21 protein-coding genes are annotated in these 22,828 nt (G+C 68.9%); 7 read left to right on the forward strand and 14 right to left on the reverse strand.

From position 1 onward, the window contains the following. Positions 1–183: 183 nt before the first annotated feature. Positions 184–507 (forward strand): hypothetical protein, encoded by a 324-nt coding sequence (locus AC3B6C_RS22065; protein WP_044506881.1) that lies wholly within the window; start codon positions 184–186, stop codon positions 505–507. On the opposite strand, the gene nadC is transcribed toward AC3B6C_RS22065, so the two are convergent. From nadC to AC3B6C_RS22085, 4 genes are all read right to left on the reverse strand, one after another. Next, positions 504–1,433, reverse strand: coding sequence for a carboxylating nicotinate-nucleotide diphosphorylase (nadC, locus tag AC3B6C_RS22070; RefSeq protein ID WP_488374161.1), 930 nt, complete (start codon positions 1,431–1,433; stop codon positions 504–506). The two genes, AC3B6C_RS22065 and nadC, sit on opposite strands and share 4 nt — an antisense overlap. Continuing rightward, positions 1,430–2,488 (reverse strand): quinolinate synthase NadA, encoded by a 1,059-nt coding sequence (gene nadA / locus AC3B6C_RS22075; protein WP_010842320.1) that lies wholly within the window; start codon positions 2,486–2,488, stop codon positions 1,430–1,432. The genes nadC and nadA overlap by 4 nt, the downstream gene beginning before the upstream one ends. Positions 2,489–2,683: 195 nt before the next feature. Then, a complete protein-coding gene (locus AC3B6C_RS22080; protein WP_488374163.1) occupies positions 2,684–3,190 on the reverse strand; it encodes a DUF1990 domain-containing protein in 507 nt (168 codons plus the stop codon). Continuing rightward, positions 3,187–3,447: a helix-turn-helix domain-containing protein gene (locus AC3B6C_RS22085; protein WP_010842318.1), complete on the reverse strand. Its 261-nt coding sequence runs from the start codon at positions 3,445–3,447 to the stop codon at positions 3,187–3,189. Before AC3B6C_RS22085 ends, AC3B6C_RS22080 begins: the two co-directional genes overlap by 4 nt. A gap of 81 nt (positions 3,448–3,528) precedes the next feature. Here AC3B6C_RS22085 and map point away from each other — a divergent pair, with 81 nt between their 5' ends. Then, positions 3,529–4,302 carry a type I methionyl aminopeptidase gene (gene map / locus AC3B6C_RS22090; protein ID WP_488374164.1) on the forward strand — a complete coding sequence of 258 codons (774 nt, stop codon included), beginning with the start codon at positions 3,529–3,531 and terminating at the stop codon, positions 4,300–4,302. 86 nt (positions 4,303–4,388) lie between these two features. Then, complete coding sequence (locus AC3B6C_RS22095; RefSeq protein ID WP_488374165.1) at positions 4,389–5,147, forward strand: NUDIX hydrolase; 759 nt, start codon at positions 4,389–4,391, stop codon at positions 5,145–5,147. Here the strand turns inward: AC3B6C_RS22095 and AC3B6C_RS22100 are convergent. The 6 genes from AC3B6C_RS22100 to AC3B6C_RS22125 are packed head-to-tail and all read right to left on the reverse strand — an operon-like array spanning position 5,110 to position 10,302. Continuing rightward, positions 5,110–5,706: a DUF2567 domain-containing protein gene (locus AC3B6C_RS22100; RefSeq protein WP_488374166.1), complete on the reverse strand. Its 597-nt coding sequence runs from the start codon at positions 5,704–5,706 to the stop codon at positions 5,110–5,112. The two genes, AC3B6C_RS22095 and AC3B6C_RS22100, sit on opposite strands and share 38 nt — an antisense overlap. Then, a complete protein-coding gene (bsaP, locus tag AC3B6C_RS22105) occupies positions 5,703–5,942 on the reverse strand; it encodes a biotin synthase auxiliary protein BsaP (protein ID WP_010842313.1) in 240 nt (79 codons plus the stop codon). The genes AC3B6C_RS22100 and bsaP overlap by 4 nt, the downstream gene beginning before the upstream one ends. Before the next feature lie 34 nt (positions 5,943–5,976). Then, complete coding sequence (gene bioB / locus AC3B6C_RS22110) at positions 5,977–7,014, reverse strand: biotin synthase BioB (RefSeq protein ID WP_488374167.1); 1,038 nt, start codon at positions 7,012–7,014, stop codon at positions 5,977–5,979. Between the two features lie 41 nt (positions 7,015–7,055). Next, complete coding sequence (bioD, locus tag AC3B6C_RS22115; protein WP_488374168.1) at positions 7,056–7,796, reverse strand: dethiobiotin synthase; 741 nt, start codon at positions 7,794–7,796, stop codon at positions 7,056–7,058. Continuing rightward, positions 7,793–8,974 (reverse strand): 8-amino-7-oxononanoate synthase, encoded by a 1,182-nt coding sequence (locus AC3B6C_RS22120; protein ID WP_488374169.1) that lies wholly within the window; start codon positions 8,972–8,974, stop codon positions 7,793–7,795. The genes bioD and AC3B6C_RS22120 overlap by 4 nt, the downstream gene beginning before the upstream one ends. Further along, on the reverse strand, positions 8,971–10,302 hold the full coding sequence (locus AC3B6C_RS22125; RefSeq protein WP_488374170.1) for an adenosylmethionine--8-amino-7-oxononanoate transaminase: 1,332 nt from the start codon (positions 10,300–10,302) through the stop codon (positions 8,971–8,973). Before AC3B6C_RS22125 ends, AC3B6C_RS22120 begins: the two co-directional genes overlap by 4 nt. A 131-nt stretch (positions 10,303–10,433) precedes the next feature. Between AC3B6C_RS22125 and AC3B6C_RS22130 the strand changes: the two genes are divergently transcribed. From AC3B6C_RS22130 to treY, 4 genes are all read left to right on the forward strand, one after another. Further along, positions 10,434–10,991, forward strand: coding sequence for a TetR/AcrR family transcriptional regulator (locus tag AC3B6C_RS22130; protein ID WP_044506888.1), 558 nt, complete (start codon positions 10,434–10,436; stop codon positions 10,989–10,991). Between the two features lie 170 nt (positions 10,992–11,161). Further along, positions 11,162–13,342, forward strand: coding sequence for an acyltransferase family protein (locus tag AC3B6C_RS22135; RefSeq protein WP_488376347.1), 2,181 nt, complete (start codon positions 11,162–11,164; stop codon positions 13,340–13,342). A 134-nt stretch (positions 13,343–13,476) separates the two neighbouring features. Further along, positions 13,477–16,023 carry a glycogen debranching protein GlgX gene (gene glgX, locus AC3B6C_RS22140; protein WP_488374171.1) on the forward strand — a complete coding sequence of 849 codons (2,547 nt, stop codon included), beginning with the start codon at positions 13,477–13,479 and terminating at the stop codon, positions 16,021–16,023. A 4-nt stretch (positions 16,024–16,027) separates the two neighbouring features. After that, positions 16,028–18,397 (forward strand): malto-oligosyltrehalose synthase, encoded by a 2,370-nt coding sequence (gene treY / locus AC3B6C_RS22145; RefSeq protein ID WP_488374172.1) that lies wholly within the window; start codon positions 16,028–16,030, stop codon positions 18,395–18,397. 6 nt (positions 18,398–18,403) lie between these two features. Here the strand turns inward: treY and AC3B6C_RS22150 are convergent, their stop codons facing one another. From AC3B6C_RS22150 to AC3B6C_RS22165, 4 genes are read right to left on the reverse strand one after another with little or no spacing between them, the layout of a single operon-like run. Further along, positions 18,404–19,315 carry a hypothetical protein gene (locus AC3B6C_RS22150; protein WP_488374173.1) on the reverse strand — a complete coding sequence of 304 codons (912 nt, stop codon included), beginning with the start codon at positions 19,313–19,315 and terminating at the stop codon, positions 18,404–18,406. Positions 19,316–19,374: 59 nt separating this feature from the next. Beyond that, on the reverse strand, positions 19,375–20,547 hold the full coding sequence (locus AC3B6C_RS22155) for an MlaD family protein (RefSeq protein ID WP_488374174.1): 1,173 nt from the start codon (positions 20,545–20,547) through the stop codon (positions 19,375–19,377). Further along, positions 20,544–21,698: an MlaD family protein gene (locus AC3B6C_RS22160; protein WP_010842302.1), complete on the reverse strand. Its 1,155-nt coding sequence runs from the start codon at positions 21,696–21,698 to the stop codon at positions 20,544–20,546. The genes AC3B6C_RS22155 and AC3B6C_RS22160 overlap by 4 nt, the downstream gene beginning before the upstream one ends. A gap of 11 nt (positions 21,699–21,709) precedes the next feature. Continuing rightward, the gene (locus AC3B6C_RS22165) at positions 21,710–22,810 is read right to left on the reverse strand and encodes an MCE family protein (RefSeq protein WP_044506893.1); all 1,101 of its coding nucleotides are present in this window, start codon (positions 22,808–22,810) and stop codon (positions 21,710–21,712) included. Positions 22,811–22,828 lie beyond the last annotated feature (18 nt).

Below are 22,828 nucleotides of genomic sequence, written 5' to 3' on the forward strand. Positions count from 1 at the left end.
ATTTACCCAACAAGGATACGTGTCGGGTGCCAGCGGGTTTCTGGTGCGGGTTGTCACCGAGAACGTCGGGGCAGTTCGGTCCGGTATCCGGACGAATCTGCCCCGTCCTCTCACACGGCCGCCGACCGTGCGTGCTCCGAAACCCCGTCGCACGACGACGTCGTCCGCGCTAACGTCCGGCGCGTGCCGGAACCACAGAAGCCGCTACACCTCTGCTGCCTGCTCTGGGCGCACGACGACACAGCCGACGCGCTGACCCGATACGAGGACACCGTTCTCGACCTGCTCGCCGAGCACGGCGGTGCGGTCGTCAGCCGAGTGATCGGCGCCGGGCACGACGGCACGCCGCACGAGGTGCAGATCCTGAGCATGGCCGACCGCGACGCGCTCGACGCCTATCTCGCCGATCCGCGCCGCGTGGCGCTCGCCGACGAACGGGATCGGGCGATCGCCCGTACGGATGTGTTCGAGGTCGACATCCGAACCGGCGGCACCAGCAGCCTCTAAGGCGCCGGGATGTCCAGCCCGAGGTCCAGCACGGTGACCGAGTGCGTCAGCGCGCCGACGGCCAGGTAGTCGACACCGGTACGGGCGTAGTCGGCGGCGACGTCGAGGGACAGTCCGCCGGAGCTCTCCAGCTTGGTCTCGGGCGAGCGCGTGTTGCGACGCTGCACGGCCATCTGGGTCGCCCACGGTTCGAAGTTGTCGAGCAGCACCAGCTGGGGTCGCAGTTCGAGGACCTCGTCGAGCTGGGCCAGCGAGTCCACCTCGACCTCGACGGGGAGATCCGGCGCGGCCGAACGCACGGCCTGCAGAGCCGCCGCGACCGAGCCCGCAGCGACGACGTGGTTGTCCTTGATGAGGGCGGCGTCGCCGAGACCCATCCGGTGGTTGACTCCCCCGCCGGCGCGCACGGCATATTTCTGCAGATGCCGCAGGCCCGGAAGCGTCTTGCGCGAGTCGCGGATGCGGGCGCCCGTGCCCTCGACCGCCGCCACCCATTCCGCGGTGGTGGTGGCGATGCCCGACAGGTGCGAGATCAGGTTCAGCGCAGTGCGTTCCGCGGTCAGCAGCGCACGCGTCGGGGCATGGACGGCGAGCACCACCGCACCCGGTTCCACCCGGGCGCCGTCGTCGACCCGGGACGTGATCGTGTAGTCGCCCGCGCCGATCACCTCGTCGAAGACCGCCTCGACCACGGGGACGCCGGCGATCACACCGTGCGCGCGGCTGATGATCGCCGCATCGACGACCGCGTCAGCGGGGACCGTGGACGAGGTCGTGATGTCGGGCCCGTACCGCAGATCTTCGTCGAGGGCGGTGCGGATCAGCGTGCGGACCTCGTCGGTGACCGCGGCCCCCAGCTCGCCGCCCGCGGCCTGCCCGACGAAGCCGTTGCCCGTCGCGTTCGCGGAGGGGGTCGAGTTGCTCACTCGCCCGATCCGGGGTTGCCGATCGCGATCATCCGCTCGACACTCTTGCGCGCCTTCTCGGCGACATCGGCATCGACGAAGACCTCGTCGCGGCCCTCGCGCAGGCACCGGAGCATGGCCGCGGGCGTGATCATCTTCATGTAGGGGCACGACGCGCGGTCGTTGACGGCCTGGAAGTCGACACCGGGTGCCGCCTTGCGCAACTGGTGCAGCATCCCGACCTCGGTGGCGACCAGGACCTGCTTCGCACCCGTCTCGCGGGCCGCGTCGAGCATGCCGCCGGTGGAGAGGATCTTCACCTTGTCCTCGGGCACGAAGCCCTCGCCCGCCAGATACAGCGCCGATGTCGCGCAACCGCATTCGGGGTGGATGAAAAGATCGGCGTCGGGGTGCGCGTTCGCCTGCGCGGTCAGTTCGTCACCGTTGATGCCGGCGTGCACGTGGCATTCGCCCGCCCAGATGTGGATGTTGTCGCGGCCGGTCTCGCGCTTGACGTGTGCGCCGAGGAACTGGTCCGGCAGGAACAGCACGTCGCGATCGGGATCGATCGAGGCGACCACGTCGACGGCGTTCGACGACGTGCAGCAGATGTCGGTGAGACCCTTCACCTCGGCGGTGGTGTTGACGTAGGACACCACGAGCGCGTCGGGGAATTCGGCTTTCCACGCCCGCAGTTCGTCCGCGGTGATCGAGTCGGCCAGCGAACATCCGGCGCGCTCGTCGGGGATGAGGACCCGCTTCTCCGGGCTCAGGATCTTGGCGGTCTCCGCCATGAAGTGCACGCCGCAGAAGATGATCTCGTCCGAGTCGACCTCGGCCGCGATCCGCGACAACGCGAGCGAGTCGCCCACGTGGTCGGCAACGTCCTGGATGGCCGGGAGCTGGTAATTGTGCGCGAGCAACGTCGCGTTGCGCGCCTTGGCCAGGCGCCGCACCTCGTCCGCCCATTCCTGGGTCGGCTCCACGCCGGTGTAACCACCGGGGGCGTCGTACCACTCGGCATCGACGAGTCCCGCTGCTGTCACGGCCGCCGGGCGATCACTGGTGATGCTCATTGCCACTCCTCTGGCTGCCCGGCGACGAGTTCCGTCCCCGGGACGCTGGTTCCCCAGATCACGGGCCGTGTGTCCGAGGCAGGTTTTCGACTCATGGTCGAAAACGCTATGCATCGTAACATTCGCCACACACAGGACATTCCCACGACCTGACCGGAGGCGGTCAACGGCAGGCCAGGCCGGCCGGTCCGCACCTCACGAGCACATGAGTGCGTCGAGATAGCGCTCGGTGAATCGCGACTGCGCGAGCCGCCCGACGGGGCCGCCCAGACGGGTGAACCACCGACCCGGGCGCGAGAAGGCGACTATCTGCGCGACCACGGTGTCGTCGTCGAGCCACTCCACCCAGAAACGTTCCTCGCCGATCTCGGGATGACCCGGGAGCGTGCCGTAGGCGAAGCCGCACTCACGCGGTGCGTCGATCACCTCGACGACCCGGCACCGCGCGGTGATCCCGAGTGGTCCGACACCGACCCGCAGGTCGACGTCGGCGCCGACCGTTGCCGCGGAGGTGGACTCATCGACCCCGAAACCGGCACGGCGATGCATGTCCCACCCGAGAATCCGCTGCCCGGCCGAGGAGAAGCACGCGGCCCCCGATCCCACGACCCGCGAGCGCCGCAGGTGGTGGTAGCCGGGCGGCAGCGTGCCCGCTGTCGCGCCGACCTCGGGATAGGTGAGCGCCGGCCGGTTCACGGTCACCCGGCCCGCACCACCTCGGCGTCGAGCACGAGCGCCAGATCGTCGAGCGAGACGCCGAGCGCGCGGGCGAGAGCCGCGATCGTGGCGAAGGCGGGCGTCGGCATGCGTCCGGTCTCGATCTTTCGCAGGGTCTCCGGCGAGATGCCCGCGCCGAGTGCCACATCACCGAGCGGGCGGTCGTCGCGCAACTCGCGGAGACGGGCACCGAGACGACGACCGGCCGCGATCTGTTCCGGGGTCAACGGATTGCGCACCATGTGGCGATGGTAGCGGCTCCGGTATACAAATACCGACAATGCTGGTATTTCTATACCGCACACCGATACGAGAGGACGAGAATGGTCGAGCTGAAGTCACCCGCCGAGGTGGCCGCCATGGGGGTGACGGGCGCCTTCATCGCCGATCTGCTGGACGACCTCGCCGGCCGCGCGGACGTCGGCGTCAACCTCCTCGAACTCGAGGAACGCGCGCGAGAACTCATCGCCGAGCGAGGCGCGCAGTCCTGCTACTGGGACTACTCGCCGTCGTTCGGCCGCGGCCCCTTCCGCAACGTGATCTGTCTGTCGGTGAACGACGCTGTCCTGCACGGCCTCCCGCACGACTACGTCCTCGCCGACGGAGACCTGCTGTCCATGGACATCGCCGTCGCGATCGACGGCTGGGTGGCCGACTCCGCACGCAGCGTCATCGTCGGCTCCCCGCGACCCGACGACCAGCGACTCGTCGCGGCCACCGAGGAGGCCCTGAGCGCGGCCATCGACGCGGCACGTCCGGGCGGGCGGATCGGCGACATCTCGTCGGCGATCGGCGCCGTCGCCGCCGCGCACGGATACCGGGTCAACACCGAGTTCGGCGGACACGGCCTCGGCCGCACCATGCATGAGGACCCCCACGTCGCGAACGCGGGCCGGGCCGGACGGGGCATGAAACTCCGCCCGGGCCTCACCCTCGCACTCGAACCGTGGTTCACGCTCGGATCCGAGCGCATCAAGTTCGACGCCGATGGGTGGACGATCCGGTCCTTCGACGGTTCCCGCGGCGCCCACAGCGAGCACACGATCGCCGTCACCGACGGCGAGGCGCTGATTCTCACGACGAACGGGGGCGGGTAGTCGAGGTCACCATGTGGCTTCGACACGGCGCCTCGCTTGCGCTCGGAGCCGGCTCAACCAGCAGGGGGCGTCCTACAATCGTGCGCATGCCAGCCGCCGGGTCCGAGCCACCCATCGCCGACGGTACGACCCTCCGGGTGGAAGTCCTGAGTGTCGTGTTCCAGATCCGGGTCCCCCAGATCCGGATTGCGCCGAACACCGCGCCCGACTCCGGATGCGATTCGGACACCGATGATCCCTCGCTGTGCGTCTTGCTGACGCGGTCGGTCGACGGCCTCTGGACACTGCCGGGCGGCGGGGTCGGCGCCGAGGAGACCCTGTCGGCGAGCGCTCGCCGACTCGTCGCGGACTCCCTCGACGTCCGGGACATCGCACATCTGGAACAGCTGTCGGTCTTCTCCGATCCGCATCGGGTGCCCGTGTTCCGCACCATCGCCTCGACCTACATGGGCCTCGTGCCCTCTGACGCCGCCGCGACGCCGCCCGACGCCGCGGGCTGGTTCGCCGTGGACGAACTGCCGCCGCTGGCCTTCGATCACACCGAGATCGTCAATGCGGCGCGGCATCGGCTCGCCGCGAAGCTCTCGTACACCAACATCGCGTTCGCCTTGGCGCCGGCCCGGTTCCCGATGTCGGCCCTGTCTGAGATCTATTGCGCCGCACTGGGTTATCCCGTGGACACAACCAACCTGCTGCGTATCCTGAGCCGGCGCGCCGTGGTGGTCTCCACCGGTACCGTCGGCAAGACCGGCCGCAGCGGCGGCCGCCCGCCTGCTCTCTATGCCTTCGCCGAGAAGGAGTTACGCGTCACAGATGAGTTCGCGACGCTGCGCCCGCCGATGTGAACGCATCCGCTGACAGCTCGTGGCCGTCGAGATCCCCGACACCGAGGTCGGCTGTCCGCGAGGACAACACGCACACGAGGTAGACGAGGGCGAAGGCGAACGGCGCGCAGATGAGCAGCGTCCACGGCTCGCTCGAACCGGCACGGGTCGCGCCGTCGAGCAGGAGTTCCGGCGCGATCCGATACGTCGCATCGACCGGCAGCGCGGTCGGATCGTCGTCGAATCGCAGACCCGCGACCCACATCCCGACCAACGCCGCGATCGCCGATCCGACCGTGGTCGCGAGTGCCGGCCAGACGAAACCACTGACGCCCCGCCACGACCGGGCCGCGAACCACACCGCGACGGCGGCGACCGCGCCGTAGACGAACATCGTCATGGCGAAGGCTCCCACGCCGTCGAAGTCGGCGGGGATGTCGTCGCGGCGGAGACCTTCGAACACGACTCCGGTCGTCGGCGGGGTGACGAGGGCCCAGATCACCCCGGCGACCGCAGCGAGCAGCGCGACACCGATGCAGACGACCGCCAGCCGGGAGACCGAGCGCACCGGCGGGTTCACCGGCGCCCCAGCTCCGTCGAGTCGACCGTGCCGTGCCGTGAGCAGCGCGCGTCCCACCCGTCGGGCCGCACCTGGACCACCATCCGGCGTCCGCACTGACCGCAAAAGCGAGGTGGTTCGAGGCCCAGCCGGGCGGCCTGCGGCACGGCGTCGGGAGCCTGCAGTTCCAGTTGGAGTCCGGTGAAGACACCGAACCGGCACGGCTCGGCGAGTGGACCCGGGACGGTGTCGATCATGAGAACACGCTACCCATCGCGGCGGACGATCCCGTCAGATCGTGTCGTTCAGCGACTTGATCGGCATCGACAGATCGCTGAGGAGGTCGAGGTCGTCCTCGGCGGGCCGGCCGAGGGTCGTCAGGTAGTTGCCGACGATGACGGCGTTGATGCCACCGAGGATGCCCTGCTTGGCCCCGAGGTCGCCGAGGGTGATCTCGCGTCCGCCGGCGAAGCGCAGGATGGTGCGCGGCAATGCGAGGCGGAAGGCGGCCACCGACTTGAGGGCCTCCGACGCGGGCAGCACGTCGAGGTCGCCGAACGGGGTGCCCGGCCGCGGATTCAGGAAGTTCAGCGGCACCTCGTCGGGCTCGAGCGTGGCCAGCTCGGCGGCGAACTCCGCGCGCTGCTCCAGGGACTCGCCCATGCCGAGGATGCCGCCGCAGCAGACCTCCATGCCCGCCTCGCGGACCATGCGCAGGGTGTCCCAGCGCTCCTCCCAGGTGTGGGTCGTCACCACGTTCGGGAAATGGCTGCGCGCGGTCTCCAGGTTGTGGTTGTAGCGGTGCACGCCCATGTCTCGCAGCTGGTCGACCTGCTCCTGGGTGAGCATGCCCAGGCTGCAGGCGATCTGGATGTCGACCTCGTTGCGGATGGCCTCGATGCCCGCCGCGACCTGACTGAGCAGTCGCTTGTCGGGACCGCGAACCGCGGCGACGATGCAGAACTCGGTCGCGCCGGTCTTCGCGGTCTGCTTGGCGGCCTCCACCAGCGAGGGGATGTCGATCCAGGCGCTGCGCACCGGCGAGGCGAAAAGGCCGGACTGCGAACAGAAGTGGCAGTCCTCCGGGCAGCCGCCGGTCTTCAGCGAGATGATGCCCTCGACCTCGACCTCCGGTCCGCACCAGCGCATCCGCACGTCATGTGCCAGCTGGAGCAGCTCGGTCAGCCGGTCGTCGGACAACCGCAGGACCTGCAGGACCTGCTCCTGATCGAGGGGTTCGCCGCGGTCGAGCACCCGGGCGCGGGCGATCGCGAGGATGTCCTCCGACGCCGGGGCGGAGGTGGCGGCGTCGACTGTTGCCTGGGTCACTGGTGATACTCCTTGGATGGATGTTCCTCTGCGGGAACGGTTTACGGCGTCCGGACGAGCTGTTCCGAACGCGTGGGCGAAAGAGCGGAGAGCCACTCGTCGTCGAACCAGGACGGTGCGCGGCGGCGGAAGTCGGCTGGTTCGAGATCCGCCGCGCCCGCCGGTAGGACGCCGACGACCGGCACCCCGGTCACCCGCGGAAGGTCGGTGCGGTTGCACCGCATCGCGAGGTCGGGATCGTCCGGCCACCAGCCGATCACGAGCCCGGCCGGGCGTAGTCCACGTGCCCGCACCGCGTTCACGGTGAGTTCGGCGTGGTTGAGCGCGCCGAGGCCCGGTGCCACCACCACGACGACACCGTCGGCGGTGCCGCGCCGCAGGCTCGCCGACGCGATGTCGAGGATGGTGGCGGTCTCGCCCAGGCGAACCATCACTCCACCCGCCCCTTCGACGAGGACGAGGTCGTGCGTCGCGGCGAGGTCGTCCACCGCGCGGACGATCACCGCCGGATCGGCCAGAGGCATCCCGGCACGGCGCGCGGCGGTGTCGGGCGCGAGGGGCTCCGGGTAGCGGAACGACTCGACGGCGGTCATCACGCCTGCGAGGCGGCGTACCTCGGCGAGGTCGCCGGGCTCGTCGGGACCGACTCCGGTCTGGACGGGTTTGCATACGGCCGGCTCCGGCCGTACCGATGCGGCGAGCGCTGCGGTCGCGACGGTCTTCCCGACGTCGGTCGAGGTCCCGGTGACGGCGAGGACCGTGCCGCGCTCCCGGGTGGTCATCGCGCACCGACTTCGCGCAGGGCCGCGTCGACGACGGCGGCCACATGGTCGAGGGCCCGGGCATCGAGGTCGGCGCGCACCGTGATCCGCAGCCTGGACGTCCCGACCGGGACCGAGGGCGGACGGAAGCAGCCGACGAGGACCCCACGGTCCCGGCAGGCCGCCGCAGCCGCGACCGCACGCTGCGGATCTCCGACGACAATGGAGATCACGGCGGCCGCGGGCTCGTCGGCTCCGCAGGCGGAGGCCAGACGACGGGCGTTGGCGCGCAGCCGATCCGGGAGCCCGGGATCGGCGCGCAGGATGCCCAGGGCCGCGTGCGCGGCGCCGACCGCCGCGGGGTTCAGGCCGGTGTCGAAGATGAAGGTGCGCGCGCAGTCGATCAGGTGCGACCGCACCATCTGCGATCCGAGGACCACACCGCCCTGCGCGCCGAGTGATTTCGACAGCACCGTCGTGACGACGAGGTCGGGCGCACCCGAGAGACCCTGTTCGGCAACGAGTCCCCGCCCACCCGGACCGCGAACACCGAGTGCGTGGGCCTCGTCGACGAGCAGGACGGCGCCGTGCGCGCGTGCCGCCGCGTACAGATCCGCGACCGGCGCAGGCTGACCGTCGATGCTGTACACCGAATCGGTGACGACCAGCGCCCGGCTCTCGGTGCGCTCGGCGAGGGCCCGCCGGACGGCCTCGTGATCGCCGCGGTCGACGACCACGACCCGGGCGCGGGACAGCCGGCAGCCGTCGATCAGTGACGCGTGCGTGCCGGTGTCGCTGACTATCAGGTCGCCGCGCTTCGCCAGGGCGGTCACGGCGCCGACATTGGCCAGGTAACCGGACGAGAAGGTGAGTGCGGCAGGGAATCCGAGGAAGTCGGCGAGGTCGTCTTCGAGATCGATGTGCGCCTGGGTGGTGCCCACGACGAGGCGCGATGCCGTCGCACCCCCGCCCCACCGGTCCGCGGCCGCTCGCGCGCCGGCGACGACCGCGGGATGCGTCGACAACCCGAGGTAGTCGTTGGAACCGAGGTTGATCTCGCCGGCGCCGGCACGCCGGACATGCGGGCTGCGATGCAGCCCGGCCACGCTCCGCTCATGAGCGGCCTCGACGAGCCAGGCCAGCCCGACCTCTCCACCGGTGACGACAGTCGAGTCCTGCTGCGCCTGCACGGACGTCATGACCGCACCCCGGCCAGTTCGCGCTCGCCCACCGTCGCGCACACCGCCGCGGACACCCCGCGCACGATCACCTCGATGTCCTCGGCCGTGCAGATGAACGGCGGCATCGTGTAGACGAGATTGCGGAACGGCCGCAGCCAGGCCCCCGCCTCGACGGCCGCATCGGTGGCCGCGACCATGTCGACCGGGCGATCGAGTTCGACGACGCCGATCGCACCGAGGACGCGCACATCGACGACGCCGTCGAGATCCCGCAGTGGTTCGAGCCCCAGTGCGAGCCCGCGCTCGATGGCCGACACCTGCTCGGCCCAGGGCCCTTCCAGCAGGAGCTCGACCGCGGCCACCGCGACCGCGCAGGCCAGCGGGTTGGCCATGAAAGTCGGCCCGTGTGCGAGTCCACCCGCCTCCCCCGCGCTGATCACGTCGGCGATCTCGGTGGTGCACAGGGTCGCGGCGAGCGTCAGGTAGCCGCCCGTCAGCGCCTTGCCGACACACATGATGTCCGGTGCGACGCCCGTTCCCGGTTCCCCCGCTCCGGCGCCCGGGGCGGCGTCGGCCGCGAACAGCGTTCCGGTACGGCCGAATCCGGTGGCGATCTCGTCGAACACGAGCAGGACGTCGTGGCGGTCGCAGATCTCGCGGAGCGCACGCAGGTACGCCGCGTCGTGGAATCGCATCCCACCCGCACCCTGGACAACGGGTTCGACGATCACCGCGGCGAGCTCATCGCGGTGCGCGGCCACGGTCCGCTCGAGTTCGGCGACGTAGTCGGCCCGGAAGTCGGCCGGCGGCGCGTCGACGAAGATCTGGCTCGCGAGGACGCCCGACCACATCGTGTGCATGCCGCCGTCGGGATCACAGACGCTCATCGGGGCGAAGGTGTCGCCGTGGTATCCACCGCGCCACGTGAGCAGGCGCGTACGACCGGCCTGCCCGCGGCTGCGCCAGTACTGCAGCGCCATCTTGATCGCCACCTCGACCGACACCGATCCCGAGTCGCAGAAGAACACCTTCTGCAGGCCCGACGGAGTGATGTCGACGAGGAGCTGCGCCAGGCGGGCGGCGGGTTCGTGCGTGAGGCCGCCGAACATCACGTGCGACATCCGGCCGAGCTGTGCGGCCGCGGCGGCATCGAGCCGGGGGTGGCGGTACCCGTGGATCGCGGCCCACCAGGAACTCATCCCGTCGACCACCGACCGTCCATCGGCGAGTTCGAGGCGGACGCCGGCGGCCGAGTTCACGACCAGCGGCCGGGTGGTCGCGGGCAGCGCGCCATACGGATGCCAGATGTGGTCCGCGTCGACGCGACCGATGTCCTCGTGATCCACTTCTGCACCTCCTGGATGCCGATGTCCGGGCCTGGACACCGTCCAGGATTCCTGAACACCGTACAGGCCCTCCTGGACGGTGTACAGGGGTGGGGTGCATGTCCCATCTGCGGATCACTACGCTGACGCGGGTGAGCAACAGTCGGACCGATGTCCTGCGCGCCGCCCGCGACATCCTGGGCGAGCACAGCCTGGCCGACCTGTCGATGCGGCGCCTGGCCACCGAACTCGGCGTCCGCCCCAACGCGCTGTACTGGCACTTCCCCAACAAGCAGACGCTGCTGGCCGCGCTCGCCGACGACATCCTGGCCGCGGTCGCGATCCCCGACACCGGGCTGGCATGGGACGACCGCCTCGATCGGCTCGCCACGGGGATGCGCAGCGCACTGCTCGAGGTGCCCGACAGCGCCGAAGTCGTCTCGTCGAGCTGGGCCAGCGGCCTGTCGTCGAAGGCCATCACCGCAGACATCATCGCCGCCGGTTCGTCCGGTGGGCTGTCGGTGCGCGACGCCGAGGCGGTCAGCACGGCACTGTGCCAGCTCGTCATCGGACTCACCATCGAGGAACAGACACGCGCGCAGATGGAGCGCCTCGGCGTCACCGGGCCGTCGGGTCGTGACTTCGGCGGCGAATTCCGTGACGGGCTGGCCATCATCCTCGACGGGGCTCGCACGCGCCGCTCGCGGTGATTCCGCCCGGTCGCACCGAATCACCGGTACAGGCGAGTGTCACAGTCGTCGGAATCGATATTTCACAGCTTCGGCGAGTACATTGCTAGCCGGTCATCACGGCTCGGCCCTCGAGACCGATCTGTCCCCCACCGGAAAGAACACGCCCTGTGGCATCGACGACGCGAGTAGTGGCGCCGACGTCGTCCCCCTCGACGCCGACGACGCCCGCATACCGCACCGACCTCGACGGCCTGCGAGGCATCGCCATCGCCCTCGTCGCCTGCTTCCACGTGTGGTTCGGCAAGGTCTCCGGCGGCGTCGACGTCTTCCTCACCCTCTCGGGATATTTCTTCGTCGGCTCACTGTTGCGCCACGCGATCGCCAGTCAGGCGCCGCACGTCACCTTCCGCGACACGCTCAATCCCTGGCCGCGCCTCAAGCGGCTGCTGAAGAGGCTGCTGCCGGCACTGTTCACGGTGCTCATCGCGGTCACGGTCCTGACGCTGGTGATCCTGCCGCAGACCCGCTGGGCCAACGTCGGGCGCGAGGTCATCGCGAGCGCGCTGTACTACCAGAACTGGTATCTCGCGCAGAACTCCCAGGACTACCTCGCCGCCAGTTCCGCGAACAGTCCGCTGCAGCACATCTGGTCGATGTCGGTGCAGGGCCAGTTCTTCGTCCTGACCCTGCTCGTCGCCCTCGCGTTCGCGGCGCTGCTCAAACTCGGCGCCCGGGTCGCCCGGCCGTTCGCCGACCCCCGGGTCATCAGGTTCCTCGTCGGCGGGGCGGTGTTCGTCGTCGCCCTCGCCTCCTTCTACTGGGCGCACCGCGGCCTGGCGATCAATCAGCCGTACAACTACTACGACACGCTGTCGCGACTCTGGGAACCGCTGGCCGGCGGCCTGCTGGCGATCTGGTTGCCGTCGCTGCGTGTCCCCAACTGGCTTCGCAACATCGCGACCGTCGTCGCACTGGCCCTGATCGTCAGCTGCGGGTTCTGGATCGACGGCGTGAACGCCTATCCCGGTCCGATGGCGCTCGTGCCGGTCGGTGCCACGCTGCTGATCATCTGGGCGGGCGCGACCGCGCTGCAGAAGCCTCCGCACGGCACCCACGCCGTCGCCTCCACCGAGATGCCCGTCACCAACCGATGGCTGGCGAGCCGGTGGCCGGTGTGGCTCGGGACCATCGCCTATTCGTTGTATCTGTGGCACTGGCCGCTGCTGATCTTCTACCTGACCTGGCGTGACAAGAACCATGCGAACTTCCTCGAGGGCGTGGTCATCCTCGCGGTGTCGGTCGGACTCGCATGGCTCACCAAGCTCTACATCGAGGACCCGTTGCGCGGGGGCGGCCGATCCGAGCTGACACGCGGCACCCGGAACGGACGCTCCCGATGGATGTCCTACACATCGGTCGTGACGTCGATCCTCGTGGTGGGCACGCTCGTCACCGGCATCGGCATCACCGTGTGGGAACGCCATGTCGCCAACATCGTCGTCGACACGAAGAATCTCGATCCGAGGTCGTACCCGGGTGCCCGCGCGCTGCTCGACGGCTGGCCGGTACCCGCCCTCGACCCGCAGCCGTCGGCACTGGAGGTCATCAAGGACTTCCCCGAGACCTCCACCGACGGGTACATGAGCGACTTCACCGACAACGAGATCCACGTCGGCGTCTACGGCGACCCCACCGCGACGCGCACCATCGCCCTCGCCGGCGGCTCACACGCCGAGATGTGGATCTCGGCGCTCGACACCCTCGGCAAGCGCAACGGCTTCAAGGTGACGACCTACCTCAAGATGGGGTGTCCGTTGTCGACGAACCCCGTGCCCAAGCAACGCGGCGTGCCCTACCCCGAGTGCTACGACTGGGGACAGCGTGTCATCGACCGTGTCATCGCGGACAAACCGGATGCCGTCCTGACGAACTCGACCCGGCCGCGGGACTACGAACCCGGCGACTGGGTGCCGCCGGACTACGTGCCGATCTTCGATCGCTTCCTCGAGGCGGGTGTGCCGGTGCTCGGTATGCGCGACACACCCTGGCCGAAGAACGCGAAGGGCACCATCGACACGCCGATCTGCCTCGCCGACGGCGGCGACGCCGAGAGTTGCGGATCGAATCGGGCCGCCGTGCTCGCGCCCGAGGACCCCGGCGCCGCACTGGCCGCGACGCGGCCCGACTTCCACCCACTCGACATGTCCGACGGCATCTGCACCTCCGATCGCTGCCCGGCCATCGTCGGGAACATCACCGTCTACAAGGACCCGCACCATCTGAGTGCGACCTACGTCCGCAGCCTCACCGACGAACTGGGTCGGCAGATGGCGGCGCAGCTGCCCTGGGCCGGTCCCGAGGTCCCGTGACGACGTCGGCGATCGGGGCCTGATCGGCGACCGCTCGACCGTCGGCGGAGGCATACCGGTGGGACAGACCACATCCGAGCCGGCCGGCCGCGTCCTGAGATGACCGCCCGCGGCAACGCGACTAGGGTCGACCCATGACGTCGCCGAAGGCGGGTAACTCCGAACCGCCAGCCCCCGGTGAACAGCCGGGCGATCCCGGCTCCACCCCGAAGCCCGCTGTACCAGACCTCGACACCACCTCGACGACAGCGGCGCCACCGAGCGGCGGTGCCACGTCCGACCCGGTTCCCATGCCGTCGGACCCGATCCAGGCCGAAGCGCTGGTCCAACCGGAGCCGGCCCCGATCCCGGTGTGGCCGGGTACCCCGTTTCCCCTCGGCGCCACCTACGACGGTGCGGGAACGAACTTCTCGCTGTTCTCGGAGGTGGCCGAGGCGGTCGAGCTGTGTCTGATCGACCGCGAGGGCCACGAACGCCGCATCCGGCTCGAAGAGGTCGACGGCTACTGCTGGCACTGCTATCTGCCCAACGTCGGCCCGGGACAGTTCTACGGCTTCCGCGTCTACGGCCCGTACGACCCGTCGCGCGGGCTGCGGTGCGACCCGAGCAAGCTCCTGCTCGACCCGTACGGCAAGGCGTTCCACGGCGACTTCGACGGTGACGCATCACTGTTCTCCTACCCGCTCCCGACGCCGCCCCAGGACAGCGGCGAACCCGCGGGCGAGGACACATCGGCCGAGGAGGGCGCCGACACCGGTCTGGACGACGGCGACGAGACGACATCGGAGACGACCGATCCCGGCGAGGCGTCCGATGCCGACACCGACGAGGCCGCTACGGTCGGAACAGAACAGCCGGACTCCGACGGCACCGCGCCGCCGGAAGGTGAGAATGTCCCGGATGCCGACCCCGAACCGGTCAATCCGATGCCTCAGCTGGACTCGCTCGGACACACCATGGTCTCGGTGGTGATCAATCCCTACTTCGACTGGCAGAACGACCGGTCGCCCAATCGTCCGTATCACCAGACGGTGATCTACGAGGCGCACGTCAAGGGCATGACGGCAACCCACCCCGACGTCCCCGAATACCTACGCGGTACGTATGCCGGGTTGTGCCATCCGGTCATCATCGACCACCTCAAGGAACTGGGCATCACGGCCATCGAGCTGATGCCCGTGCACCAGTTCATGCAGGACTTCGTCCTCCGCGATCAGGGTCTCAGAAACTATTGGGGCTACAACACATTCGGATTCCTGGCGCCGCACATCGAGTACTCGTCCAACCGAGACCAGCCGGCCAGCGCGGTGACCGAGTTCAAGGCGATGGTCCGCGAGTTCCACAACGCCGGCATCGAGGTCATCCTCGACGTGGTCTACAACCACACCGCCGAGGGCAACCACCTCGGTCCGACCGTGTCGTTCCGCGGCATCGACAACGCGGCCTACTACCGGCTCGTCGAAGACGAACCCGAGATGTACATGGATTACACGGGTACCGGCAACAGCCTCAACGTCCGCCATCCACACACACTGCAGCTCATCATGGATTCGCTCCGGTACTGGATCCTGGAGATGCACGTCGACGGGTTCCGGTTCGACCTCGCCTCGACACTCGCGCGCGAACTCCACGACGTCGACCGGCTGTCGGCGTTCTTCGATCTGGTCCAGCAGGACCCCGTCATCAGCCAGGTCAAGCTCATCGCCGAACCCTGGGACATCGGCGAGGGCGGCTACCAGGTCGGCAACTTCCCGCCGCTGTGGACCGAATGGAACGGCAAGTACCGCGACACCGTCCGCGACTACTGGCGCGGCGAGCCGTCCACCCTGGGCGAGTTCGCCTCCCGGCTCACCGGATCGTCGGATCTGTACGAGGCGACCGGCCGGCGTCCGCTCGCGAGTATCAACTTCGTCATCGCCCACGACGGCTTCACTCTGCGGGACCTGGTGTCCTACAACGACAAGCACAATGAGGCCAACGGCGAGGACAACCGGGACGGCGAGAGTCACAACCGGTCGTGGAACTGCGGCGTCGAGGGACCGACCGACGATCCCGAGATCAACGCTCTGCGCGCACAACAGCAGCGCAACATCCTGGCGACGCTGTTCCTGTCGCAGGGAACGCCGATGCTCGCGCACGGTGACGAGATCGGGCGCACCCAGCAGGGCAACAACAACGTCTACTGCCAGGACTCCGAATTGTCCTGGATGGATTGGACACTCGCCGAGGAGAACGCCGACCTGCTGGAGTTCACCCGCAGGGCCATCGCGCTGCGCACCCGGCATCCGGTGTTCCGGCGCCGCAAGTTCTTCGGCGGGAAACCGATCCGGTGGGGCGACCAGGCACTCGACATCGCCTGGCTCACCCCTGCCGGCGAAGAGATGACCGCCGAGGACTGGGACAGCGGATTCGGCAAGAGCCTGGCGGTGTTCCTCAACGGAAACGGGTTGGGCGAGAAGGACGAACGAGGCGAACTCGTCGTCGACGACTCCTTCTTCATCTGTTTCAACGCCCACTACGAGGATCTGGAGTTCACTCTCCCACCGAACTGGTACGGCAACGAATGGGTCGGTGAACTCGACACCACCCACCCCGTCGGCGAGACCGAACTGACGGCCGCGTCCGGTGAGTCGGTGACGGTCGGCGCGCGGTCCGTACTGGTCCTGCGGAAGACCTCGTGAGTTCATGAGCAACCGCCCGACCCCACACGCGACATACCGGCTCCAACTCCACGGCGACTTCGGGTTCGCCGACGCGGCCGGGATACTCGACCATCTGGCCGAGTTGGGGATCAGCCACGTCTACCTCTCCCCGATCGGCACGGCGTCGGCCGGTTCGACGCACGGCTACGACTGGTTGCCGCCTCCGGCCGTGGCCTCCGTGCTCGGCGGTGTCGAGGGATTGCGCGAATTGCGCTCGGCGGCAGCCGAACGCGGGATGGGTCTGATCATCGACATCGTCCCGAACCACACCGGGGTGGCGGACGCGCTCGCCAACCCGTGGTTCGCCGACCTGCTCCGCCACGGGTCCGGGTCGGACTACGCGAACTACTTCGACGCCGACTTCGGCGACGACAACGGTGCCGAGGGAAAGCTGGCGCTGCCCGTCCTCGCCGCCGACGGAGACCTGAGCCCCCTCGAGATCGACGAGGACGGGAACCTGCGGTACTACGATCACGCATTCCCGATCGCGCCCGCTACCGACCGGGACACTCGGCCCGCTCGCTTCGCTCCCGGCGCCGGCCGGGACACTCGGCCCGGCGGCACGCCTCGAGATGTCCACGACCGCCAGCACTATCGGCTCGTCCCCTGGAACAGCGGACTCATCGGATACCGGCGGTTCTTCACCGTCAACGAGCTCGCCGGACTCCGCCAGGAGGACCCGGAGGTCTACGACGCCACCCATCAGTGGCTGCGCGACTTGCTCGACGCCGACCTCATCGACGGTGTGCGCGTGGATCATCCGGACGGCCTGTGGGACCCGCAGGACTATCTGCGCCGCCTGCGCGCCGACATCGGCGACGACCGCCTCCTCTACATCGAGAAGATCCTGGCGCCGGACGAGCCGCTCGAACCGACCCTGCCGGTCGAGGGCACCACCGGCTACGACCACATGCGCGTCATCGACGCCGTGTTCGTGGCGCCGGCCGGGGTCGCCCAGCTCACCGAGTTGCACGAACGGATCACCGGCGAGTCCGGCGACGCGCGGTGGGTGGAGGCCGCCGAGCACGAACGCAAGCTCAGCACGGTGCGCGAGTCGTTCCCGGCAGAGCTCCGCCGCCTCGTGCGCGCGCTCACCGCGGGCGGTGGCGGATCGCCGGCCGTGGAGCCGGACCTCATCGCCGCCGCCTGTACCGAACTCATCGCCGCGCTCGGGGTGTACCGGGCGGACTATCCGTCGTTGCGTCCACGCTTCCTCGCCGTGGCGACGAGCATCGCCGACGCGAAGCCCGACCTGCGTGCGGCCCTCGATCTCGTCGTGCGCGAGACCGCGGTTCCCGGCGAGGCGACGTCGCGGTTGGCGCAGACCTGCGGCGCGGTGACCGCGAAGAGTGTCGAGGACAGCCTGTTCTACCGCACGGCCAGATTGGTGTCCGCCCAGGAGGTCGGCGGCGACCCGGCCGATCCGGTGTTGTCGCTCACCGAGTTCCACCGGCACAACACCGAGCGCGCCGCACAGTGGCCGCTGGCCATGACCGCGACGTCGACCCACGACACCAAACGCGGTGAGGACGTGCGTGCGCGCATCGCGGTGCTCGCACAGGTCCCCGACCGGTGGTCCCAGCTCGTCGAGACCATCTGGCGCGACACCGCCGTGCCGGATGACCTGACCGGCTATTTCCTGCTGCAGAACATCGTCGGGGTCTGGCCGACCGACGGTCGGGTCACCGACGAGTTGCGCGGACGACTGGTGGAGTACGCCCGCAAGGCGACCCGCGAGGCCGGACTCCGCACCACGTGGACCGAGGTCGACGAGGAGTTCGAGACCGCGGTCGAGAACTGGATCGGCCAGGTCACCACCGGAGACATCGCGACCGCGGTCTCCGAACTCGTCGACCGGATTGCCTCCGCATGGGAGCAGGAAGCACTCGCGCGCAAGGCGATTGCGATTCTCGGCCCCGGGGTGCCCGACATCTATCAGGGCACCGAATGGTGGGAGGACTCCCTCGTCGATCCCGACAATCGACGACCGGTCGACTTCGGACGGTCGACCGACCACCCCAAGACCAGACTCGTGCGGGCCGCACTACGGGTCCGTGCCGCGCACCCGGATGCGTTCGGTGTCTCGGGGACCTATGAGCGACTGACCGCCGACGGACCCGCCGCCGACCACACCATCGCGTTCGCGCGCGGCACCCACGACGGCCCGTCGGTGGTCGTACTCACCGCGCGGTTCACCCACAGCCTCGACGACGAGGCCGCGACCGCCACGTCGATCACGCTGCCCGCGGGATCGCGGTGGCGTGACGAACGATCGGGGGCCGTGTACGAAGGGGCGGTCGACCTGGGCGCCGCGCGGGGCGAGCACCCGGTCGCGATCCTCGTGCGGGACTGACGCGGGTCAGCCTGCCGGAGCGGGAGCCGGCTGCGGTGCCGGCGACGGCTGCGGTGCCGGTGCGCCCCCGGCGCCCGGGAGCGATTGCGACGGATCGATCTGGCCGCTGGGGCTTCCCGGCGGGCCGTCGACCTTCGACACCAGCCACTTGCCGTCTTCCTTGCTGAGGTCCAGGCGGAAGACCATCAGGCTCGTGCCGCCGCTCGGCAGCTTGACGCTGCGGCCCGTCACCTCGGCCATCACCACCGTCTTGGCGGTGTCGGCATCGACGGTCTCCACGGCGACCACACTGATCGTCGAGGACACCTCGATGTTCAGGGATTCGACGTTCGCCTCGGTGTCGGCACGCTCCTGCTCGAGGCGGGTGCGCAGTTCCCCGGTCGACAGCGGCCCCAGCAGTTCCTTCGAGTTGCCCGCATTGTCGGCGTTGAGGGTGGTGACCAGCTTGGTGACGAAGTCGGCCGAGGCCACCTTCGAATCGGCGAAGGCATCGGCCTCCCGCTGGAGGTCGTAGGCGCGCCAGCCCAGGAACGCGACGAGCGCGACGAGGGCGAGAGCCACGACGGCGGCGAGGACCTTCTTGATCCCGCGGCCGGTGACCGTGAAGGAGATCTCCCGACGCCCCGCGTCACTTTTCGGGGACGCGGCCGGAGACTCGCCCTTCTCGGTCGAGGCGTCGTCGGCCGCGGCGGGCTTCGAGACGGGTGTCGAGGAACCGGTCCGGCGGGCGGACTTCCCACGCGGTGCCGGCGACGCGCCGGTACTGCTCGCGTCCGCCGCGTCCGTCTCGTCCGTCGCCGTGTCGTCGTCCGTCACCGCGTCGGTGGGGCCGGATGCGACGGCGGAGGTGTCGGGGGACGCGGTGTCCGCCTCGCTCTCGGTCGTCGGGTTCACGTCAGGGTCATTCCGGTCAGTCATCTACAGGTCACGCAACTTGTCTGTCGTCGTCGAGTGGCCGTCAGTCGTCGAGCGGCCCATCACTTGTCGAGCGGAACGGTACGGGCGTTCGGGTCGTAGCCCGGCGGCGGTCCCGCGGTGTCATCACCGGGCGGCCGCGGCGCGTTGGCCGAGCCGCGGATCTGCTGGCGCGGATCCTCGGTCACACAGTACAGATTGGTCGGGATGGTCAGCTCGAGGATCTGCGTCGGCCGGCGGGGTGTGACCGGGTAGTTGCAGCTCGGGCGCGGGTACACCGATCCGAACGCCCACCATGCACCGTCGTGGAACATGGTGAGGCTCTTGACGCTGGCGTCGCGGATGGCGGGGAACAGCGTCGCGAGAGCCGGCGCACGGAGTGCACCCTGCTCGGCGATGTCGACGAACTGCTTGGTCACGTCGGTGATCGGATCGGTCAGCTGATTGATGGACCCGGCCAGGCTCGTGAACTGCGACGGTCCCCGGTCGAGGAGTTCACGGAGTTCCTGATCGGACGCGGCTGCCGCGTTGACCAGAGTGCTCAGACCGGCCACCGTCGTGCCGAGGTCGGGCTGGATCTGCGCGGTCGTCTTGAAGATGGTGCCCGCGTTCTGGATGAACTTGGTGGTCTCCGGCAGCGCCGTGTACAGCTTCGCGAAGATGGTGCCACCCGAGTCGAAGATCACCGACAGATCGTTGGTGCCGTCCTCGTTGTACAGCGCGATCTTCAGATTGTCCACGGCGGAACGGAGTTTCGCGGGATCGATCTGATTGATCAGTTCCAGCGAGGATTCGAGCAGCTGCGAGAACGGCACGGTCACCTCGGTCTGGTCGGCCCGGATGACGTCGCCGTCCTTCAGGTAGGGGCCGTCGGAGGTGGCCGGCTGGAAGTCGACGTACTGCTCCCCCGCTGCCGACAGCCCCAGCGCCGCCACTGTGCTGTCGCGGTTGATCTTGTACCGGTCGTCGACCGTGACCACGACCTTGACCGAATCCGGTTGCACTCGAACGGTGTCCACGTCACCGACGCGCGCACCGCGCAGCGTGACGCCCGAGGTCTCCTGCAGGCCACCGGAGATGGGGAACTCGATCGTGAGCGAGTACTTGTCGGCGAACGGCTGCCACCGCAGGACACCGAGAGCGAGGTAGCCGAGTCCGACGACCATCACCAGCACCAGGGCGATGTTGCCGACGAGTACCGAATTCCTGCGCAGGACACCGAACACGCCGCTCATCCGCAACACCCCCTTGTCCCGGTGATCCGCGCCAGCAGGCGGGTCAGTGTCTGCTGCAACGCCGCCGAACCCTCGTCGACGTCCTGGATCTCGGGCAACCTGCTCGCCGAGTCGAATCCGACGCCCGGGCTGAGCCAATAGACCTTCGACGACACGGCCGCCGCGCTACCCGGCGTGGACTTGACCCACTTCGGCGTGAGCGTGTGCAGGTTGTCGGCCAGCGATCCGAGCGGGCCGGCGGCCTGACGGAGGCCGGCCAGCACGGTCGACAGATGACCGAGCATCTCCACGAGATTGTCCTGGTCGGTGTCGAGGAAATCGTTGGTGGCGGCGGTGACCTGCTGGGTCTTGTCCAGAGTGGTCAGGATCGTGGCGATCTGCCCGTTCAGCGACTCCAACGCCGGACCCAGCTTGTTGATCGACGCCATGATCTGCGCGCGCCCGTCGGCGAGTTGTCCGGTGAGCACACGCGTGGTGGCCAGCGACCGATCGACCGCGGCCGAACTCTGGTTGAGCTTCCGGATGCCGGTCGTCATGCCACGGATCGCGCCGTTGAGGTCCGACGGGTTCGTCGCGACCGCACTGCTCAGTTCGGTGAGGATGATGGTCAGTGAGTTCAGCGACCCGCTGTCCACGACCCCGCTCATGCTGATCAGCAGATCCTCGACCGTCGCGGCGGCCGACGTCGGGCCGGTGAGGGTGTCACCGTCGACCATCAGACCGTCCTTCGCCTCGATCGGCGGCAGCAACGCCACGAACACGTCGCCCAGGGGCGTCGCCTGGCGCAGCTCGGCGCCCGTGCCCACCGGGAGGTTGGTCTTCTTGCTGACCTCCATCGTCACCACGGCGGTGTAGTCCTTGGCGACGAGGTCGGTGACCTGCCCGACGTCGTTTCCGTTGAGCTTCACCTTCGCTCGCGTCGGCAGGTTCAGCGCGTTGTCGAAGTTCGCGGTCAGCGTGATCGAGTCCCCGATGCCGCCAGGTGCGGGCAGTGGGATCTGTTCGACCGTGAGACTCGGGAGCAGTCCGCAGCCGGTGAGTCCCATCAGGGCGGCGAGCAACACCGCGAGCACGCCGCCCCGGCGGACCCCGCGGCGCGAGGGCGCCGGCGACGGACGCCCGGCCGATCCCGCGCGGTCCAGCGAGTCCATCGTCGCCGTTCTCATTTCGTCAACTCCAGCATCGCCGAGTAGATACCGAGATCGGGCCCGAAGTCCTTGAGCTTGCCCGTCCGGCAGCCGTCCTTCTGCAGATTGATCGCCTCACAGAACTCGGCGAGCAGTTCGTTGTCGACGAGGGACTTGTCGAGCAGCACCTGCGCGCGCCACGCGCCCTGTTCGGCCGAGATGGAGTTGCTCAGGTTCTGGAAGAGCAGCGGCCCGACGTCGATGGTCTCCACGACCTGCCGCGAATAATCGCTGAGGTTCGCGGTCAGCGCCGCGAGCCGGTCGAACGACACCGACATGGTGTTGGTGTTGTTCTGCAGGAACACGGTCGTGTTCTGCAGGGTCTGGTTGAGGTTCCCCAACGTCGCGAGCAGACCCGGCGCCTGGTCGCCCAGCAGCTCCGACACCTCGTTGACGGACTTCGAGAACGCGGTCATCTTCGGATAGTTCTGCACGAGAGTCGTGGTCAGCCCCTCGATGGTCTCGAGGATGTCGACGAGGGCATCGCTGTTGCCCGCCACCACATCCGACGCCCCGCCGAGTTCGTCCAGTGCCGCGCGGATCTCGTCGCCGTTGCCGGTGGCGATGCCGGAGGTGATGTCGATCATCTCCGCGAGGGGGCCGGGTCCGGCGCCTTCGCCCTTGAGGGCGACGACCAGACCGTCGATGGCGTCGAACAGTTCGCCGACCGACACCGGGGCCTTCGTCTCCTTCAGGACCGATCCGTCCTCGAGCTTCGGTCCGCCGTCGTAGGCGGGTGACAGTTCGACGTGCCGGGTGGTGACGATCGAGGTGTTGACGATCGCCGCGGTCGCATCGGCCGGGACCGGTACGTCGCTGTCGATCGTCATGGTCACCTTCACCCGGTCGCCCTGCGGCTCGACCGCGGTGACCTGGCCGACCGGCATGCCGAGGACGGCGACGTCGTTGCTCACGTAGAGGCCGGCGACGTTGTCGAAGTAGGCCGTGACCTCGATCGCCTGTCCGACCGCCGCCTTCCAGCTCCCCGGGATCATCGAGCAACCCGAGAGCCCGAGGATGCCGAGCAGTGCGACCCCGACCAGCAGGATCGGGCGGCGAAGTCCGTTGGCGCGCATCGTCGTACCTGTCCTCGT

This window comes from Gordonia sp. 11cp (genome assembly GCF_057767225.1).

Bases quoted from the DNA above. Each gene is read 5' to 3' on its own strand.
- nadA (WP_010842320.1), bottom strand. From the start codon at position 2,488: ATGAGCATCACCAGTGATCGCCCGGCGGCCGTGACAGCAGCGGGACTC.
- AC3B6C_RS22085 (WP_010842318.1), bottom strand. From the start codon at position 3,447: ATGGTGCGCAATCCGTTGACCCCGGAACAGATCGCGGCCGGTCGTCGT.
- map (WP_488374164.1), top strand. From the start codon at position 3,529: ATGGTCGAGCTGAAGTCACCCGCCGAGGTGGCCGCCATGGGGGTGACG.
- AC3B6C_RS22095 (WP_488374165.1), top strand. From the start codon at position 4,389: ATGCCAGCCGCCGGGTCCGAGCCACCCATCGCCGACGGTACGACCCTC.
- bsaP (WP_010842313.1), bottom strand. From the start codon at position 5,942: ATGATCGACACCGTCCCGGGTCCACTCGCCGAGCCGTGCCGGTTCGGT.
- bioD (WP_488374168.1), bottom strand. From the start codon at position 7,796: ATGACCACCCGGGAGCGCGGCACGGTCCTCGCCGTCACCGGGACCTCG.
- AC3B6C_RS22120 (WP_488374169.1), bottom strand. From the start codon at position 8,974: ATGACGTCCGTGCAGGCGCAGCAGGACTCGACTGTCGTCACCGGTGGA.
- glgX (WP_488374171.1), top strand. From the start codon at position 13,477: ATGACGTCGCCGAAGGCGGGTAACTCCGAACCGCCAGCCCCCGGTGAA.
- treY (WP_488374172.1), top strand. From the start codon at position 16,028: ATGAGCAACCGCCCGACCCCACACGCGACATACCGGCTCCAACTCCAC.
- AC3B6C_RS22150 (WP_488374173.1), bottom strand. From the start codon at position 19,315: ATGACTGACCGGAATGACCCTGACGTGAACCCGACGACCGAGAGCGAG.
- AC3B6C_RS22155 (WP_488374174.1), bottom strand. From the start codon at position 20,547: ATGAGCGGCGTGTTCGGTGTCCTGCGCAGGAATTCGGTACTCGTCGGC.
- AC3B6C_RS22160 (WP_010842302.1), bottom strand. From the start codon at position 21,698: ATGGACTCGCTGGACCGCGCGGGATCGGCCGGGCGTCCGTCGCCGGCG.
- AC3B6C_RS22165 (WP_044506893.1), bottom strand. From the start codon at position 22,810: ATGCGCGCCAACGGACTTCGCCGCCCGATCCTGCTGGTCGGGGTCGCA.